The organism is Endozoicomonas sp. (assembly GCF_051008435.1).
Taxonomy (GTDB): Bacteria; Pseudomonadota; Gammaproteobacteria; order Pseudomonadales; family Endozoicomonadaceae; genus Endozoicomonas_A.
The window spans coordinates 1-18,192 of the sequence record NZ_JBPCXO010000107.1; the positions used below are offsets into that span (position 1 = coordinate 1).

15 protein-coding genes are annotated in these 18,192 nt (G+C 46.5%); 8 read left to right on the forward strand and 7 right to left on the reverse strand.

Going from position 1 to position 18,192, the window contains the following annotated elements:
• The coding region (locus ACR2PX_RS04880) for a zinc ribbon domain-containing protein (protein ID WP_433997355.1) at positions 1–110 on the forward strand (110 nt) is incomplete at its 5' end.
• Here ACR2PX_RS04880 and ACR2PX_RS04885 read toward each other — a convergent pair.
• Positions 84–1,823 carry a hypothetical protein gene (locus tag ACR2PX_RS04885; RefSeq protein WP_433998242.1) on the reverse strand — a complete coding sequence of 580 codons (1,740 nt, stop codon included), beginning with the start codon at positions 1,821–1,823 and terminating at the stop codon, positions 84–86. The genes ACR2PX_RS04880 and ACR2PX_RS04885 overlap by 27 nt on opposite strands.
• Positions 1,824–1,846: 23 nt before the next feature.
• Complete coding sequence (locus ACR2PX_RS04890; protein ID WP_433998243.1) at positions 1,847–3,433, reverse strand: hypothetical protein; 1,587 nt, start codon at positions 3,431–3,433, stop codon at positions 1,847–1,849.
• Positions 3,434–3,649: 216 nt separating this feature from the next.
• Between ACR2PX_RS04890 and hslO the strand changes: the two genes are divergently transcribed.
• Both hslO and pckA read left to right on the forward strand, forming a co-directional pair.
• Positions 3,650–4,627 (forward strand): Hsp33 family molecular chaperone HslO, encoded by a 978-nt coding sequence (gene hslO / locus ACR2PX_RS04895; RefSeq protein WP_433998244.1) that lies wholly within the window; start codon positions 3,650–3,652, stop codon positions 4,625–4,627.
• Between the two features lie 482 nt (positions 4,628–5,109).
• Entirely contained in the window at positions 5,110–6,738 is a 1,629-nt protein-coding gene (gene pckA, locus ACR2PX_RS04900; RefSeq protein WP_433998245.1) for a phosphoenolpyruvate carboxykinase (ATP), read from the forward strand.
• Positions 6,739–6,795: 57 nt separating this feature from the next.
• On the opposite strand, the gene ACR2PX_RS04905 is transcribed toward pckA, so the two are convergent.
• From ACR2PX_RS04905 to ACR2PX_RS04915, 3 genes are all read right to left on the reverse strand, one after another.
• Positions 6,796–8,073 carry an aminotransferase class V-fold PLP-dependent enzyme gene (locus ACR2PX_RS04905; RefSeq protein WP_433998246.1) on the reverse strand — a complete coding sequence of 426 codons (1,278 nt, stop codon included), beginning with the start codon at positions 8,071–8,073 and terminating at the stop codon, positions 6,796–6,798.
• A gap of 106 nt (positions 8,074–8,179) precedes the next feature.
• Positions 8,180–8,359: an oxidoreductase-like domain-containing protein gene (locus tag ACR2PX_RS04910; protein ID WP_433998247.1), complete on the reverse strand. Its 180-nt coding sequence runs from the start codon at positions 8,357–8,359 to the stop codon at positions 8,180–8,182.
• A 15-nt stretch (positions 8,360–8,374) separates the two neighbouring features.
• Complete coding sequence (locus tag ACR2PX_RS04915) at positions 8,375–9,646, reverse strand: neutral/alkaline non-lysosomal ceramidase N-terminal domain-containing protein (protein WP_433998248.1); 1,272 nt, start codon at positions 9,644–9,646, stop codon at positions 8,375–8,377.
• Between the two features lie 161 nt (positions 9,647–9,807).
• Here ACR2PX_RS04915 and ACR2PX_RS04920 point away from each other — a divergent pair, with 161 nt between their 5' ends.
• Both ACR2PX_RS04920 and ACR2PX_RS04925 read left to right on the forward strand, forming a co-directional pair.
• Positions 9,808–10,113, forward strand: coding sequence for a DUF6506 family protein (locus ACR2PX_RS04920; protein ID WP_433998249.1), 306 nt, complete (start codon positions 9,808–9,810; stop codon positions 10,111–10,113).
• A 251-nt stretch (positions 10,114–10,364) separates the two neighbouring features.
• On the forward strand, positions 10,365–12,701 hold the full coding sequence (locus ACR2PX_RS04925) for a Tex family protein (RefSeq protein WP_433998250.1): 2,337 nt from the start codon (positions 10,365–10,367) through the stop codon (positions 12,699–12,701).
• Positions 12,702–12,762: 61 nt separating this feature from the next.
• On the opposite strand, the gene ACR2PX_RS04930 is transcribed toward ACR2PX_RS04925, so the two are convergent.
• Entirely contained in the window at positions 12,763–13,191 is a 429-nt protein-coding gene (locus ACR2PX_RS04930; protein ID WP_433998251.1) for a BLUF domain-containing protein, read from the reverse strand.
• A 381-nt stretch (positions 13,192–13,572) separates the two neighbouring features.
• On the opposite strand from ACR2PX_RS04930, the gene gshA reads away from it, so the two are divergent.
• Together gshA and rsd are read left to right on the forward strand one after the other, a co-directional pair.
• Positions 13,573–15,147 carry a glutamate--cysteine ligase gene (gene gshA / locus ACR2PX_RS04935; RefSeq protein WP_433998252.1) on the forward strand — a complete coding sequence of 525 codons (1,575 nt, stop codon included), beginning with the start codon at positions 13,573–13,575 and terminating at the stop codon, positions 15,145–15,147.
• A gap of 544 nt (positions 15,148–15,691) precedes the next feature.
• A complete protein-coding gene (gene rsd / locus ACR2PX_RS04940; protein ID WP_433998253.1) occupies positions 15,692–16,162 on the forward strand; it encodes a sigma D regulator in 471 nt (156 codons plus the stop codon).
• Between the two features lie 74 nt (positions 16,163–16,236).
• Here the strand turns inward: rsd and ACR2PX_RS04945 are convergent, their stop codons facing one another.
• Positions 16,237–16,944, reverse strand: a complete 708-nt coding sequence (locus ACR2PX_RS04945; RefSeq protein ID WP_433998254.1) for an FKBP-type peptidyl-prolyl cis-trans isomerase — start codon at positions 16,942–16,944, stop codon at positions 16,237–16,239.
• 421 nt (positions 16,945–17,365) lie between these two features.
• On the opposite strand from ACR2PX_RS04945, the gene ACR2PX_RS04950 reads away from it, so the two are divergent.
• A complete protein-coding gene (locus tag ACR2PX_RS04950; RefSeq protein WP_433998255.1) occupies positions 17,366–17,899 on the forward strand; it encodes a hypothetical protein in 534 nt (177 codons plus the stop codon).
• Positions 17,900–18,192: the final 293 nt, after the last annotated feature.

Here is an 18,192-nt window from a genome sequence, read left to right on the forward strand (position 1 = left end):
AATGGGTCTGTTCAGAGTGCGGAGCTGAACATCTGCGTGACGTAAACGCAGCAAGAAACATTCTTGCGGTCGGGCATGACCGTCTAGCTGTAGGAATCCCCGTCCTTTAGCGCGGGGAGGATGTCAACCCGCTCATAAAGGCTTTTCAGGTGCTCGTATCCGAGCATCCAGTCTTTTTGTTGTTTGAAAACACCAGGATCTGAAGGAGGATTCAAAAGAGTGGTGGTGTCATCAAACTCTTGCGGCTCATCTCCTAGATAAATAGTGCAGTCATTAGAAAGCTCATTCTGGTCTTCAAGGCCTTTTGTCCAGCAATGGCATAGACGAGCAAAGTCGTGAGCAATTTCAAATGCATGATCATTCCATTCGTCTTCGGATAAAGACTGTTCAAGCATCTTGTAAGTCTCAAGCTCCTCAACGTCTATTCTGTCATCAAACCGGCTCATCTCAAGCCTTTCAATATCTCTGACTATTGCGGCAGTAAGAGTGTCGTATAGGGCTGTATTGGGATTTTCACCTTCTAACAGAGGGCTACTCTTCTGGCTGCCAGTGACATCCTTGGCAACCAGTTCGGCTACTGCAGGGTGGACTCCTTCAAGTTCAGACAACAACTCCTGGCAGCGTTTTCTTTCAGTATCACTGCCATAACCTGCAAGCACTTTGGCGGTATTCGGCAGGGTGGAAGCCAGTCCTACCTGATAGGCATAAGTGGCTTCTTTCGGAAACAAAATAGCCGGTAGATGTTGATGTTTTCTCATGAAGTTCATGAGCAGCGGAAACAACAGGGCTTTTCTTGCAGAGTGTTCAGAACCCTGACGGTCATAGTTTGTTTGACCAGGGAGTAGTGCCAGTGGAGCACCGACAAAGGCTTCGCCTCTTAGCGGGTTACCCTGTCTTAAGAGAATGGCTTTGTCTCCCGAAACATCAAAGTCTTTGGGAGTGGTGTCACCCTGATAAAATTCAGCTCTATGCACTTGAAGAGTTGTGATGGTTGGATCTTTTATCCTGGCCAGTGCTTGATCTTCTTTTTTTACAGGATGGCTGGGCGGAGGCAGAGGAGGCTCCTTGAAGCTGATCAGATCTTCAACATCATCAGGTTGCTGTGTCACAGGAGGTCTCTGTGGCAAAACATAGGAACCTGGCTGATGGCTATTGGGGCTGGATGGTGGAAAAGGCTCCGATAGCTTTGGTGACTGGTGCCATGTTGGGATATCGATACGAATGCCTCGACCTTTCAAGTCAGGCTGAGGAAGGGGTTGCTGCATATCTAGCAAAGTTTGCTTACAGCTTTCCAGTTCTGTTTTTGCTTCGGTGAGATTCTTCTGCAAAGTGATCTTTTGCTCTGGCGTGTAATGTTTGCTGATTTCATCAAAAGTTTTTGCCAGCGTTGTCCTGAGTGCTTTTGATTTTTGTGGGTCTCTCATTCCCTCATCGGGAGGGATGACATTCGTCATTTTGCCGTTACTGCCAACATGAATGACCAGAAGAGGCGCTCCTGCACTATGAGGATTACCTGAAGCAATATGCTGACTCAAGCCAGCCGCAAATCTGCTTAGAGTGGTGCAGGTTTCAAGGGCTTCTACCCTGAAGCTCTGCTGGATGTAGTTGTTTTTGGCCTCCTCCGGAGTTTTGGGTGAAGGCGTTGTGAAGGGCGTAGGTGTGGTTTTTGATGTTTTCCGGTCACCCAGAGAGGTTTGCGATTCATGACCCTCTCCCTTGGGAATCGCAGGCTTTGTTTGATCACCTGATTGTTTGCCAGACCCAGTTGGTGGCACTGATCCACTAACAGGAGGCTTACTGGAGTTGGAAGGAGGTATGCTCATAATTTTCTTCCGTTGAAAATCGGTCAGACGCCATGTTCGTACTGAACTTCCTTGATCGTATTCTTGTCCGGGCTGACTTCGTCAAAGTATTCCTTGATGCCGCCTCTAATAGCCCGAGCCACTTCCGCCTGATTAGAGTCAGGATGGCAATAAATATCTCCACCAAATGCACAGGTACGAAGTACAGGTAGAGTAGGGAGACTTTCTTTGACAGCCCAATGGTTGTATTCATTCTGTGTGGCAATGAGGTTTTTAGCCGTCATTTTCACATTTTCAAGAAAGTCATCCTTGTTTTCAAAGCTCTCAGACTTCCCGTCAGGAGGGACAACATAAATCATGGCCCGGTTTTTCTGAATGCCTCCCGGGCAATGCTCGTCCCTGAAAACGCTGACAAGGACAGTGCCCTGATTATCAGGCTCTCCACTGACATGCCCAAACATAGTAGCCAGGGGGGTGTTGTCTGTGAGTTTTTGGTCTGCAACTATGAATCCAGTGTGACCTTCATCAGCTGTATTTGTCAGGAAGTCTATTTGCGCCTGTTCTATTGCATCCTGTTCAGCTTCTTTGAAAAATGCTCCAAACTGGGCATTAATTCCGGCGGCTTTTCTTCCAAATGTCAGTTCTACAGAGCCTGCGTTCGCAGAAGCAATATTACCCGCTTTCCCATAATCAGCTTCAGTATCTTTCGTTAGATAGATGTCTGAGAATGTGCCTTCACCGTTAACCGGTAGCTGGACTTCAGTGTGCTTCAAAGCAGCGGTAGCAGTAGCAGTAGCGTGAGGGGGAAGTATTACTTCCTCAGGCTTTAAACCATTATCAGGTGTTGGTAGAGGTTTGGCTGGTTTTGGGGCAACGGGTGGCGGCATTCTCTTGGAGGCATCTTTTGGAATCAGTAAAAACTGACCTGCTCCACTTTTCTTTTGAGGTGTTTCACCAGGATTGAATCTTTTTGCCGGCGCCTGAGCAGTGAACTGGTTTTCATCAATCACAAGCGTGATTTTTGGAATTGGTGGTTTAGGAACAGTGCCACCGGCATCTTCAATCGCTTTCCCAATGCGGCCCAGTACCTCTTTTGAGTTTTCCATTTGTTCTCTGAGGGCTTGTTTTTCTTCAGGGCCATTCTTCTGATCAATGACAGATAGCTTTTTTTGCAGGGACTTCCTGAGGCTGATGGCTTCTTTCGAATCGGGCGGCACTTCTGGGTCTGGGGGTAAAACGGATGTCATCTTGCCATCTTTTACATAAACAATTTCAAAAGGCAGGTCATCCTTGAATTGTGATGGGTCCTGAAGGCGTTGTTCCAGACTGGGGATGAAGTTCAGGAAGTCATATTGTGCTTGAAAAGAGAGGACTTGGTTGAACTGTTCATGATATTGATTTTCAAGCACTTTTAATGGGCTGAGCTGCGGGGTGGCTGTTGTTGGCACGGTGCTGCGTTTACCAATAGGGGTATCCGGTGTTGCGCTGTGACCACCCGGGAGTGCGTTGGGTTTTGTATGTGGTGTGATCCCTCCCTTGCCTGGCGAGGGGGGGTGTTGAGGCGAAGTCACACCTGGGATATGAGATCCCGGAGGCCCCGAAGGAGGTATACTTCCGCCGCCTGTTGACATGGCATGTTCCCGACAAGATTTAATTTATTGCCTTGTTATCGGTCAGTAAAAGCAACAAATGAGATGTGCTTACGAAATCGCTATAATCAGAGGTTTAATGAATCCGGCACCGCTCGCAGGCCTCAGGTAGAGACTGGCAGCACAGGCTGGAAAGGGCCTCAGCTATCTACGTAGAAGCTGTGCAGCCAAGAGCGAAAGAAACCGATAGAGCCGTTGATGAGTAAACAAGATACAGCCTTGAGCCAAAAAGAAGCCTTGAGCCAAAAAGAAGCCTTGAGTCAAAAAGAAGCCTTGAGCAATGATTCCAGCGCGATGAGCCAGAAAGACTGTGCTCAGCGATTTATATTTGAGAACGCCGATCTTCGTGGAGAGATTGTCTCTCTAAGCAGCAGCCTGACAGAATCTCTGGCTGCTCACGATTACCCGATTAATGTTAAGGCGTTGCTGGGGGAGCTGGTGGCTGCAGCAGTCCTGCTCAGTTCGACTCTGAAGTTTGAAGGTATCTTGAGCTTGCAGGCCAAGGGCGATGGCCCTTTGTCGTTGTTGATGGTTGAGTGTACTGATCAAAAAACCTTCCGTGCTCTGGCACGCTGGGACGAAGAGAATACCGATAAGCTGATGGCAAAAGGACTGTCAGGCCTGCTGGGTAATGGACAGTTGGTTATGACCATAGATCCTCACAAAGGCAACCGCTATCAGGGTATTGTGCCGCTGCATCATGAAACGCTTGCAGAAGGGCTTAATGACTACTTCAAGCAATCTGAGCAACTGCCAACCAGTTTCTGGCTGGCCAGTAATGGCGAGCAGGGATCAGGCATTCTGCTGCAGGCGCTGCCAGAAAGTATTGAAACAGAAGACGCAGAACGTCAGGAGTCATGGAGTCGTATTGCCATGCTCGCTGATACTGTAACCGAGGAAGAGATGCTCGAGCTGGAGCACGAATCCCTGTTACTTCGTCTGTTTCATGAAGAGGAAGTCCGGGTTTTCGATCGTGAAGCCGTGGCCTTCAGCTGCAACTGTTCACGTCCACGCAGTGCAAAAATACTGTCCAGTCTTTCTCAGGAAGAGGTCGAATCCATGATATCAGATCTTGGGAAGATCGAGATGGGTTGCCAGTTCTGTAGCCAGACTTATACGTTCACAGGGCAGGATGTGGCTGATATTTTTCAGGGTAATCACCCCAAGACTCACTGATTAACCTGGTGATTTTATAAAGCGTCGAGCTTCTTGCTCTGCTATTTTCCGTCATGCTAGAAAATAGCAGAGCAAGAAGCCGACGAGTGTTGTTCGTTTATTTTCGTACACATCAAAAAACTAACACGCCTGTATATCTTGGGCTTTCACCTTGATCACAGCAGCTTCATGAATTCTCCGGCCAAATCCCTCTTCTATTGACCTCAGGCAATCAGCCTTCTTCTGCAACCTGATAACTTCCTTTTCATTGTGTTTTAACTTGTTTATTTTGGTCTGCTTCTGATTTCTACTGTTGATAATCAGGCAGTGATGTGACATTAAAATCAGTCAGGTACTGTAGGTGTCAAACTTTTACGGATAAATAGGCCACTTATGCGTTTATCTGGGCCAATATATCCCCTATCATAGGCGCCGCTACACCGCTTATCATAGAATCACAAATACGAACATAATAACTTCCTTGAAGCTTAGGAGAGCTCTAAATGGCAGAAGTTAGCGCAAATATTGAGCTAAACAAAGAAGCTCTGGCCAGCCTTGGTATCAGAGACGTAGCGGAAATTGTTTACAATCCGTCTTACGAGCTTCTATTTGAGGAGGAGACACGTCCTGAGCTGGAAGGTTATGAAAAAGGCGTGGTGACCGAACTGGGGGCAGTTTCTGTTGATACGGGCATTTTTACTGGCCGTTCTCCAAAAGATAAGTACATCGTAAAAGATGACACTACTCGCGATACCCTGTGGTGGTCTGACCAGGGGAAAAATGATAATAAAGCGATCACTCAGGAAGTCTGGACTGATCTGAAAGGTTTGGTTTCTCAACAGCTCTCTGGCAAACGACTGTTTGTGGTTGATGGCTTCTGTGGTGCCAACGAAGAAAGTCGCCTGAGTGTCCGTTTTATCACAGAAGTAGCCTGGCAGGCTCACTTCGTTAAAAACATGTTTATTCGTCCTTCTGAAACCGAGCTGAAAAGTTTTGAGCCTGACTTTGTGGTAATGAATGGTGCAAAGTGCACCAATCCAAACTGGCAAGAGCAGGGTCTGAACTCCGAGAACTTCGTAGCCTTTAACTTGACTGAACGTGTTCAGATTATTGGGGGTACCTGGTACGGTGGCGAGATGAAGAAAGGTATGTTCTCCATCATGAACTACCTGCTACCTCTGAAAGGCATGGCCTCTATGCATTGCTCTGCGAATGTCGGTAAAGACGGCGATGTTGCAGTGTTCTTCGGCTTGTCCGGTACCGGTAAAACAACGCTTTCCGCTGATCCGAAGAGAGCTCTGATTGGTGATGATGAGCACGGCTGGGATGACGATGGTGTCTTCAACTTTGAAGGTGGCTGCTACGCCAAGACCATCAATCTGAGCAAGGAAAACGAGCCAGATATTTATAACGCGATTCGACGTGATGCATTGCTGGAGAATGTCACGGTTCTTGAAGACAGCGTTATTGATTTTGCCGACGGTTCAAAAACAGAAAACACTCGTGTTTCCTATCCCATTGAACACATCGAAAACATTGTTAAGCCTATTTCCAAAGCAGGCCATGCCAAGAAAGTTATTTTCCTGACAGCGGATGCTTTTGGTGTTTTACCTCCAGTTTCCAAGTTGACTCCGGAACAGACCAAGTATCATTTCCTGTCTGGTTTCACTGCCAAGTTGGCGGGTACCGAGCGTGGTATTACTGAGCCAACACCAACGTTTTCTGCCTGCTTTGGCGCAGCGTTTCTGACCCTGCATCCGACCAGGTACGCAGAAGAACTGGTTAAGAAAATGGAAGCCAATGGTGCTACAGCCTATCTGGTTAACACCGGTTGGAACGGTACTGGCAAGCGTATCTCTATCAAGGCTACCCGTGCCATCATTGATGCAATTCTTGATGGCAGCATTGATGAAACAGAAACGCTGACAGTGCCTTACTTTGGTTTGCATGTTCCAAACCATGTTGAAGGTGTGGAAGATGACATTCTGAATCCTCAGGATACTTACGAAAACAAAGAAGAGTGGGACGGTAAGGCTCGTGATCTGGCCGACCGTTTTATTACCAACTTCAGCAAGTTTACTGATACTGATGAAGGCAAGGCTCTGGTAGCCGCAGGTCCTTCGCTGGATTAATGTCAGTTAAAGCCGTCATGCAATAGGAGTCGTTGATCACTGTTGCACGGCGGTTTTTTATATCTGAAGTTTGTTCAGGTCTCTTACTAGCCGGTCAATGTCGTTTCTTGTGTTGTTTGCGTTCACTGAAACTCTTAGCCCTTGAAATTCGGGAGTATTGAATGCTCTGATGACATAGTTATGAGTTTTCAGGAGTTCCTGTTCTGCCCTCTGGCTGTTGATCCCATTGACCGAAATGGCAAACAGAGGAGTAGCAGTAGCATCATCAATTGGAGATAACCAGGTCAGCTTATTACTGTTCAGTACCTGATTCTGAAAATGCCTTCGCAAGTGCGCCCGATACTGAATAAGCTCATTGACTCCCATCTGTTCCTGAAAATCGAGAGCATCAGACAGCGTTAGAACTTCTGCGATGTGATGAGTGTTGTAATCTTCAAACCGAATAATTGAATCCTGCTTCGTATCATAACGGCCTGTAACCCATATGGGTGGCAGAGCTTTCAGCAGTTTATTGCCAAGGTACATAAAGCCAGTCCCTTTGGCTGCCTGAAGCCATTTATGCGTGCTGGCAATATAAGCATCCGCTCCTGTTTGCTCTACGTTAATGGGGAACATTCCAACCGTCTGGGCCCCATCGATTAAAACGTACTCAACACCTTTTGCCCTGGCTTTCTGGACCAGCTGGTCGGCAGGAACTCGATAGCCGATCATATTGTCAATGTCTGGAAAAACGAGTACCCGGGTATTTTCCCTGATTTCATGAAGGTGACACTCGATGAGTTCTTCCGGGGTAAGTCTGGCAAGGCTATTGAGATCAAGCTCAATGCGTCGGCACTCATAGCCTCTTCTTGCCCCATGAAATTGCCAGCAGGCGGTTGCACAATGATGATTCAACGTGCTGTACAGAACTTCATCCCCTTTTTGCAGGGGAAGACCCATCGCCAAAACATTAAAGCCTTCGGTAGTATTGTGAATCAGAGCCAGCTGTTCAGGTGAACCTTTAATATGATTGGCCAACTTCTGGCGAGTCATCTTCAAGGCTGTCTGCGAGGGAGTACTCCACATGTGAAGCCAGGGATTGCTTTCGAGCAGAGTCAAATAATGATAATGAGCTTCATGAGTCGCTCTGGGCATGGTTCCCAATGCTGCATGATTGAAATAAGTGATGCTGGGGTCAATCTGATACAGGTGTTCAAGGCCTTCGTCAGTGATTTTGTTATCCGCTGCAAGTTCTTCCCTGAAGGCTGCCCTGATTTCTGAAATGGAACTCACCAGGCTGGCTGTACCGATCAGTGCCGCTGATTTCTTGAGAAAAAGTCTTCTGTTACTGCCCATTCAGAATACGTCTCTTTTCCACATGTACAGGAATTGAAGTGGGCAGTATAGCTATAGAATTTGATAAGCAATCAAAGCGGTGAATTATGGAGCACGTCTGTTGGGCTCATCGATATAGCACGTCACTTTCCCTGTCGTGTTCCGTAGGCGTTTTTAGAGGAGCCTTGCCTTCCTGCTCCAGCCAGAGAGCCAGTTGGTCGTGATAAAAATCCCAGACACAAGGAGAGCAGCCTCCGCCGCAACAGTCGTCATCAGCAGGGCGTTCCGGTTTTTGTAGGTTTGGCATAAATCCTTCCAGTGGTCAGTTTGTAGTTATTAATGACTGGCCAAGGCATTGCTTGAGCAACCGGTCCATGGACTTGGATAAGTCCGTTCCAAAGCGTTTGTTGAGGTTAAACACTTCTTCATACCCACCTTCTCTACCCACATCTTCTTCAGGAATCAGGTAACCCAGGCTGTCATGAGTCAGACTGAAGATGGCTCGATCATGGTTGGGAACCTTGGCCATCAGCTGCTGGCTCAGTTGTGTCACAGGCTCGCCCGGTACCGACATTAACACAAGTTTGTCGATAATCAGGACCGATGTTGTTGTGCTCAGCGAAGTGTCGGTTAATGAAGTCCAGTCGATAGTGCCATTGTTGACGGCTTTGGTCAGAGCAATGACCTTGAAATTATCCACTTTCAGGGGCAGAGCCTCACTGCAGTACGCCAAATGGCTATTCAGTGCTCGGGACTCACTGTTGGCCTGAATGACGGCCTGGGCAATACTGTTACCGTATTCTCTGGCAAACTCAAAGGTGCGGACATCACTTGGCTTACCATCAAGCGAAGGCAGTACATCCCCCAGAGAGCCATTAATGAACATGGCTTTTGTGCCCAGTTCTTTTTCGATCTGGCTACGCGAGAAGTTCACCCAGTCGGATGTGATCTCAAGGTTATTTTTGTCGAGAACAACGGGGTGGGAGCCAAATGAGAAGAGCAAGGCAATGGGTTTGCCATTTGTTTCGGTGATATTCAGGGAAAGCACTTGAGGGATTATCTCATTGCTTTTTAAACGACGATTATAGCCTTTGCCCTGATGGGACAGCCCCAGCATTAAGTTAGCCGGTCTGGCACTGGACACCGCTGATCTTCCAGATGTCACAACCCTCTCGGTAATGGCATCCGCCTGTTCTTTCTCAAGGCTGCCCCAGAGGCCCAGTAAGTCAATACTGCTATGGGTATGAGTGGCTGTGAGCAATATATTTGCTTCAGGTATTAGCAGCGCTTCGGAGAGGGCTCCTCGTACTCGCTTGCCCAGGGTTTGGCTAAACCCAACAGCGTCCAGACTAATGATTAATACAGCGTTTTTGTCATCGCTTAAATAGAGAGAGCGAGCAAACACATCATCATGAATTCCGTTTGCCTCACGATTTCCCAGTAAACCATAACCAGCCAGGTAGAGGGTTTGTTTGTCAGCAAGGTCCTGACGGGTAACCAATGCTTCGCTACCAAAGCCGGCTACCCAGGCCCAGCAGGGAGAAGTCATGATCGTCAGAGACAGGGTAAGCAGGATTGTTCGATTTATTTTCATGCTCTGAAGGCGTTTTCTCTGGTAGGAGGAAACGAAATTATTCCGGTTCTTAAAAACAACTATTGTAGACAGACAAAGGCGCATTTTTAACGCTGATCTTCATTCAATGTGGCCGAGAGAGTTATCTCGACTTATCTTCAGCTTCAGAAAAGGTCGAAGACGTGGATTTTCATTCATTTGCTTTTATTTTTCTTTCTCCTGGTTTTTCTCCTCGTGATAACACGGTAGTCACCGAAAAAGGTGATTACCAGTTCAAGGCAGTAGGGATTGATATGGCTCATAAAGAGCAAGTTCTTATGGTGGCTGATGAGCTGGTGGCAGAAGGCTTTCAGATGATTGAGCTGTGCGGTGGCTTTGGTCCTGAGTGGGCTTATAAAGTGTCTGAACACCTTGAAGGTAAAGTACCGGTAGGAGCTGTCTATTACGGTCCCCGATATCGTCAACAGCTGGCCGATCTGATGAAGTAAATCGTTTTCTTATGGTCGTATCAGCCAGTTGAAGGGCGGCTATGTTCACAGAACGCAAGACAACTCGATACCATCCGTTATAATTCGCCTTCTGAATCCAGGAAGTGGCTGACTATTGAAGACAAGGTTGGCGCTTCCGGGAGCGGGCACTGTTCTCAGGTTTTTCACCCAATTACCTATCAGCCTGCTTCAGTGGTGCGGTTATTTTGCACCGTATTCGATAAATTCAAATCTAACATTGAGTGGGTTTTATGGAGATCATCTTTCAGCGTATCGCCGAAGAGCTAAGTGTTCGTTCGGCGCAGGTCACCAGTGCAGTTGCACTGCTGGATGATGGCGCTACAGTCCCTTTTATAGCCCGTTATCGTAAAGAGGCCACCGGTGCTCTTGATGATACCCAATTGCGTACGCTTGAAGAGCGCTTGAGGTATCTTCGTGAACTGGAAGAGCGTCGTGATACGGTTCTGAACAGCATTCGGGATCAGGAAAAACTGACGCCTGAACTGGAAAAGGACATTCGTGCTGCGGACACTAAAACCCGCCTTGAAGATCTTTATCTTCCTTATAAGCCCAAGCGTCGTACCAAAGGTCAGATCGCCATAGAAGCAGGGCTGGAGCCGTTGGCTGATCGACTGTTTAATGAACCCGATACTGATCCGGAAGCTGTGGCAGCAGACTTTGTTAATGCTGACAAAGGCGTTGCTGACAGTAAAGCCGCTCTGGAAGGTGCTCGTTACATTCTGATGGAACGGTTCAGTGAAGACGCTGAGCTGCTGGGTAAACTCAGGGATATGCTCTGGGGCGAAGGCGTTCTTTCCAGCCGTGGGGTAGAAGGCAAGGAAGAAGAAGGTGAGAAATTCAGGGACTATTTCGAGCATGATGAACCCATCAGGCAGGTCCCTTCTCATCGTGCACTGGCTATTTTCCGTGGTCGTAATGAAGGTGTCCTCCAATCCAATATCCATTTGGAGAATGAACCGGAATCTCGTCTGGAAACCCATCCCTGCGAAAAAGTCATTGCGGATCACTGGGAAGTTTCTGACCAGGGAAGAGCTGCAGACAAATGGCTGAAAGATGTTGTTCGCTGGACCTGGAGAGTAAAGCTGCTGACTCAGCTGGAAACGGATCTGATGACCCGTGTACGTGAAAGTGCTGAAGAAGAAGCGATCAAGGTATTTGCTAAAAACCTGAAAGATCTACTGTTGGCAGCACCAGCAGGTTTGCGCCCAACTTTGGGACTGGATCCGGGTCTTCGTACGGGCACCAAAGTCGCTATTGTGGATGGAACCGGAAAGCTGGTAGAACATACGACTATTTTTCCACATGCTCCTCAACGTCAGTGGAAAGAATCGCTGGGTACACTGGCCACTCTCTGTCTGACACACGGTGTCGAACTGGTCAGTATTGGTAACGGTACTGCATCCCGTGAAACGGATCGTCTTGTGGCTGAATTGATGAGGGCATATCCAAAACTGGGTCTGACCAAAATTGTTGTCAGTGAAGCCGGTGCATCGGTTTATTCTGCGTCTGAACTGGCTGCCCGTGAATTCCCGGATCTGGATGTTACTATTCGTGGTGCGGTATCCATTGCCCGTCGTCTGCAGGATCCACTGGCTGAACTGGTGAAAATTGAACCCAAAGCGATTGGTGTGGGCCAGTATCAGCACGATGTCAGCCAGACTCAGCTGTCACGCTCTCTGGAAGCCGTTGTTGAAGACTGTGTAAACGCCGTAGGTGTTGATGTAAATACCGCTTCCAGTGCTTTGTTGACCCGTGTGTCCGGTTTGAACAGAACGCTGGCGGATAATATTGTTTCCTTCCGTGACCAGAACGGTGTGTTTTCTGATCGTGCAGCGCTCATGAAAGTGGATCGTTTTGGGCCAAAAGCTTTTGAACAGGCAGCAGGCTTCCTTCGCGTCATGAATGGTTCCAACCCTCTGGATGCTTCTGGGGTTCACCCTGAGTCTTATCCTGTGGTGGAAAAAATTGCCAGCCAGTCCGAGCGTGCAGTTCATGGACTGATTGGTGATTCCCTGTTCCTCAGATCTCTGGATCCAAAAGGCTTTACCGATGAAACCTTTGGTCTACCCACCGTGACTGACATCATTTCAGAACTCGACAAGCCAGGACGTGACCCTCGTCCTGAATTCAAAGCTCCTGAATTCCAGGAAGGTGTTGAAAAGATCAGTGACCTGAAGCTGAACATGGAACTGGAAGGTGTTGTTACTAACGTAACCAACTTTGGCGCCTTTGTTGATGTGGGTGTTCATCAGGATGGTCTGGTGCATATTTCTGCGCTGTCCAATACCTTTGTGAAAGATCCTGCCGAAGTGGTTAAGGCCGGTGATATCGTCAAGGTTAAAGTCATGGAAGTAGACGTCCAGCGCAAGCGTATTGGTCTCTCAATGCGTATGAGTGACAAGGCTGAAGAGGTTGCTCAGGCAAGACAACAGCCTCGTGCTGAGCGTTCTGGTTCAGGAAAACCTCAAAATCGTAGTGGCAAGAAAAACAGTCAACAGAGTAAGAAAGAATCTTCTACAGGTTCATTCGCTAATCTGTTTGCCAATGCCAAGAAGCTGAGAAAGTAAACGGTTAAGGGGCTGTCTCAACGGGCAGCCTCTTTCTGTCCTTTTGTAGAAAAGTGTTGTGCTACATGTTTTTGCGAAAGGACAGAAGTAATTTTATAGCGATGGAAGGTTGTTTCTGTAACTGTCGGGTATCAAAGTCCGAGCTTAGAAAGTCTGTGAAGCTACTGCTTTTTACCAACTCCTCTCGAGAAGCCTTTCTGAATCCCATCTGCCATTGAGGAAACTGTCTGTTTTCAATAAAAGACTGGTTCAATAGGATGACACCGTAATGTCTTGGGTCGTTGGCAATGATGTCGTAAATTTCTTCAACGCGTTGTTTTTCTCCTTCCAGTGCCTGCATAAAGACACCTTCACTGTATAGCAGCATACCCGTGATATTGTGTTTTTGATTATTTTCTCTGGCAACTTTGAGTAGACTCTTCAGGGCACTTTCATCGAAAAGCTCAGAAGCCGTACTGGTGTAAGCCATACAGAAAAGCCTGTTTTTCATACTGACTGATCTCCCCTTTAGTGCTGTAAGCTTTTCGAAAGATTCAATCGGCAGTATCTAATAAAGCTAAAACAGGCTCCTGAACTACTCTGGTTAGCGGCTGTATGACGATTAAATTGAAGAATGGTAGTGTCCGGCGAGCTGAGTTCACTCTGATTTTATGACGTGGCTATCGAGCAAAAGCCACTGAATTGTAAAGAGTCTTTTCAGAAGGAATCTACCTCGATAGGTGCAAGGCAGATTCTAACGTTATATAGTCCGCCTCAAGACATGACAAACAGCCTTTAGCGAAGAAAAACATTATCCGCTTTCATCCAGTTTGAAGAGTGAAGCAACCGAAATGTTTTTCTCGAAAAAACGCACCTGGATTGGAATTGTATTTTGACTAGCCAGTATGAGAGGCGTCTGCAACTACTTCAGCAGTCGTCCAACCAAAACCTACTCAGTGGTATACGGCACGGAATCGAACGGGAAGGGTTGCGGGTATCGGCTGACGCACGCCTGTCACAGCTTCCTCATCCGGAAGTACTGGGCAAGACTCTGACGCACCCCTACATTACTACCGACTATTCTGAAGCCTTGCTGGAGTTCATTACTCCGGTTTATTGCAAGGTGGAAGATGTTATGACATTCCTCGAAGAACTTCATAGCTATACCTGTAGAAACCTCGATGGTGAGGCACTCTGGGCGGGTAGCATGCCGGCTTTCCTGGAAGGTGAGCAAGGTATCCCTATTGCCCGTTATGGTGACTCCAATCCAGGTAAAATGAAATATATTTACCGTGAAGGACTGGCGCATCGTTATGGTAAAGCAATGCAGACCATTGCCGGCATTCACTATAATTTTTCTCTGCCCGAATCGCTTTGGCAAGTGTTGTCTGATGCTGAATCATCGGATCATTCTCTGGAAGATTTCCAGTCAGAATCCTATCTGGCAATAATCAGAAATTTCCGACGTTATTCCTGGCTGCTGATGTATCTTTTCGGGGCTTCTCCCGCAGTGAGCAAAAGCTTTTTTACCCAGGAAGCGCCTAACCAGACACTGGAACAGTTGGATGAAGACACGCTCTATATGCCCTGGGCGACTTCACTGAGAATGAGTGATCTTGGTTATACCAATAACGCACAATCGTCCTTGAGTATTTGTTACAACACTCTGGGAGAGTATGTATCCAGCCTTGCCGCTGCGATTAAAACGCCTTACCAGCCTTATGAAGCCATCGGGCTCAAAAGCGATGATCGTTATCTGCAGCTGAATACCAATCTGCTTCAGATTGAGAATGAGTACTACAGCAATATCCGGCCCAAACGAATTGCCAAGCGAGGTGAAAAACCTCTAACCGCATTATCGAATGATGGCGTTGAGTACGTTGAAGTTCGCTGCATGGACATCAATCCTTTGGAACCTCTCGGGTTGTCTTCGGTTGATGCCGCTTTTCTGGATGTGTTTCTGGTGTTTACAGCACTGATGGAAAGTCCTGAAATTGACCATGATGAGTGCCAGAGAGTCACTGAAAACTTTGCTCTAACGGTTTCAGAAGGAAGACGTCCAGGGTTGAAGTTGAATGATGATCAAGGCCCTGTTGCTCTTACAGACTGGGGGCTTCGCCTGATCGATAAAATGGTGCCGGTGGCTCAGATGCTGGACCAGGGCAATGAATCAGACCTGTTCTCAAAATCTCTGGAGCAACAGAGAGCAAAATTACTGGACTCTGAATGTACGCCTTCAGCAAAGATTTTGCAGGCATTGAAAAGCAGCGGAGACAGTTATATAGACTGGATGCTCAAGCAATCCCAAGCGCATTCCCGCTACTTTAGCCAGCAGGAGATACAGCCTGAAAGACTGGACTACTTCGGGCGTATAGCGGCTCAGTCAAGAGAAGACCAGGAGCGTTTGAAAGCAACCGATACAACGGATTTTGATGAGTTCCTGAAGCGCTATTTCGAGTCTGAATAATTTAGTTATCTTGGAAAACAGGTTCTGATGATTGAGGTAATTGCCATCAGAATCTGTTGACCTTTTCAAAAAGACTCTGTTTTTTCTGTGAAAATGATCTGCCCTAAGTGCAATGAAATGGCTTGCTTAGTTATTGAGTCGTTGTGTTTTCCTTTAAGCAGTAAGTCGATATTTAAAACGATTTGATGGCTCTTGTTTTTGTTGATGCAGAGGGCTGATGTTTATTTTTATATGGTTGAATTCACTTGAAACTCGTCAGACTGGCTTAGTAATCTGATTTTTTGGCCTTATTATTAAATAATTTTTTATAATCAAAGCTTGCCTTCTTATCTTTAATGGAATTAAAAAACGGTCAAAACCCTGAAAAAAACGACTTTTAGTGCGAGTGTCCAAGTCTAATCAAGATCGAAATTGATAGTAAATTGAAATTACCTCTTGCCGCAAAAAATTCACTGTCATAACCTAGCAACTGAGTCGCCATTTCCAAGCGGCGATAAAGTGATCCCGTTTCGAGTAGATGAGATCCAAACGAAGAGGAATTGTCATGCTGGAGGGGTGCAAAACGGCCAGAGAACGTTGGGGTGGCGTATCAGATATCATTGATCGCTGGCTTAGCGAGCGGCAGGAACTGATCGTTCTTTACTGCTCAATCAATGGAGTGAATCAATTTCACGATGATAAAAGGCCTGTTGCAAACAAATTGAAAGAAATGTGCCAGATCCTGGTTGATTATGTTTCAGCTGGTCATTTCGAAGTTTATGAACAGCTGATTCAGGAAGGTATGGAATTTAATGATGGGGGAGTAGAAATGGCTCAATCTATTCTGCCCAAACTGGAGAAAAATACGCAGATTTGTCTGGATTTTAACGACGGCTGTGAGTCCATCAGCAGTGTCACTATGCTGCAGACCCACCTCTCCAACCTGGGGGAAACTCTGGAAGAACGCTTTTCTCTGGAAGACCAGATGATTGAAGTTTTACACGAATCCCACAGAGAATTGCTCTCTTCGCAGTAATACTGCAGAAGTGGCAGATAGCTTGGATATCTGCCAGCAGTATGAAGGAAACAGCTCAGTCTATGACGAGTTGTTTACTTCTTTTTCTCTTCTTTTGCCTGCGAGTCTTTTTTCACATTCAACAGTTCAACCTTGAATGTCAGCATTTCGTTTGGACCAATTCTTCCGGGAATTCCTCCAGGCCCATAGGCAAGGTCTGCAGGAATGTAGAGCTCCCAGACTGAGCCTTCTGGCATCTGCTTCAGGCCTTCTGTCCAGCCTTTAATAACCTGGTTCAGTTTGAACGTTGCAGGCTGATTTCTGCTGTAGGAACTATCAAATACTTTGCCATCCAGAAGACGTCCTTCGTAATGGACAGTTACTTCACTGTTTTCCTGTGGCTTAATGCCCTGACCCTTCTTTATTACCTTGTACTGAAGACCACTTTCCAGAGTGTTAATGCCTGGCTTTTTTGCGTTTGCAATCAGGAAAGCCTGACCTTTTTCAAGGTTCTTTTTAGCTTCATCTGCTACTTGAACCTGATGCTTTTTCTCCTGATCTTTACGGGCTTTTTCGATCAGTTTGAACATTTCCTGCTTGTCCAGAGCGAGTGGTTTGTTCTCAAGAGTATCCTTGATGCCCTGGGACAATGCGTCTGCGTTGATGCCTTCAAACTGCTTGAGTTGCTCGGCCAAAATCGCACCCAGACTGTAGCTGAGCTTGTCTGCTTCTGTTTCCAAAGCAGCAACTGATTGCAGGGAATAGGACATCAGGGCGATGCCAGCAAGCGCTTTTAGTCTCATGGGGTCTCTCTATTTACTATGAAAATGCAGCTCTCTCAGACTTTTCAGTCATTGTTATCATGTTCCGGGTTGAGCTGCATTTCCGGCTCATGGCTATTTGTGTTAGCTCGACTCGATGGGTCAAATGTTTCTAAGAACAGGCATTACACCATCTTTGTGCAAACGTTAAGAGATAGCAAGTCTTACGGAACATTGGTTTTAGAAAAACACCGTAAATTTAAGGCTTAAATGATTTTTATCAAACATAAAATTAAATACGACAAGTTTTTTTTGAAGAAAAAATTTCATCTTATATAAAAAAAATGTATAAAAAAATTTGCAGTCGTGTGATAAGCACTCTATTTTTTTAATTAAAACTGGATATAAATTATTCAGCTTTTATATAGAAGTACTTCTAAAGGCAATGACGAGGGATGACCAAATGCCTGTAGCAAAAAGGAAACCAGCCGCTAAGAAGGCTGTTAAAAAACCAGCTGCTAAAAAAACTGTAGCTAAGAAAACTACCCGCAAGGTAGACCCAGTTAAGAAGCTGGAAAAAGAAGTTGAAGCGCTTAAGAAAAAACTGGACAAGGCTAGAGCCTCTTTGCAAAAAGCAAAGACAAAAGCAAAAGCCTCCACCAAGAAAAAAGCTCCCGCCAAGAAAAAAGCCACTGCTAAAAAAACTACCGCTAAAAAGACAGTAGCCAAGAAAAAGGCACCGGCTAAGAAAAAGACTACAGCCAAGAAAGCAACTGCCAAGAAAAAAGCACCCGTTAAAAATGCAGCTGCTAAAAAGAAGACTGTAGCTAAAAAAGCCACCGCCAAGAAAAAGGCGCCTGCTAAGAAAAAGGCTCCAGCCCGCAAGGCTGCTGCCAAGAAAACTGTAGCCAAGAAAAAAGCTCCGGCTCGCAAGGCCGCAGCCAAAAAGGCTCCAGCTAAGAAGAAAGTGCCAGCTAAGAGAAAAGCTAAGCGTTAATCGCTACAGCAGTATCTGCAGGAGAGGACATCCTCTCCTGCAATAATTCCAAATGCCCGTCTCCCTCTCGCCTGCTATTAGCGAGTACTTCTTTGTGGCAATGTTCCGTTGCCACTTTTTCTATATATGGACATAGCTCTATCCCGACAGTGTACGACTCACTGGTCTAGGAGCCTGTCGGACTTAAGCCTATTTCGGCCTAAATTCCAGAAAGAACGGCCCAATTATTCGATGAATTCGATTAAATAGGTCAACTATTCTCACGAATCCATCGAATAATTCGACTCGTTCTA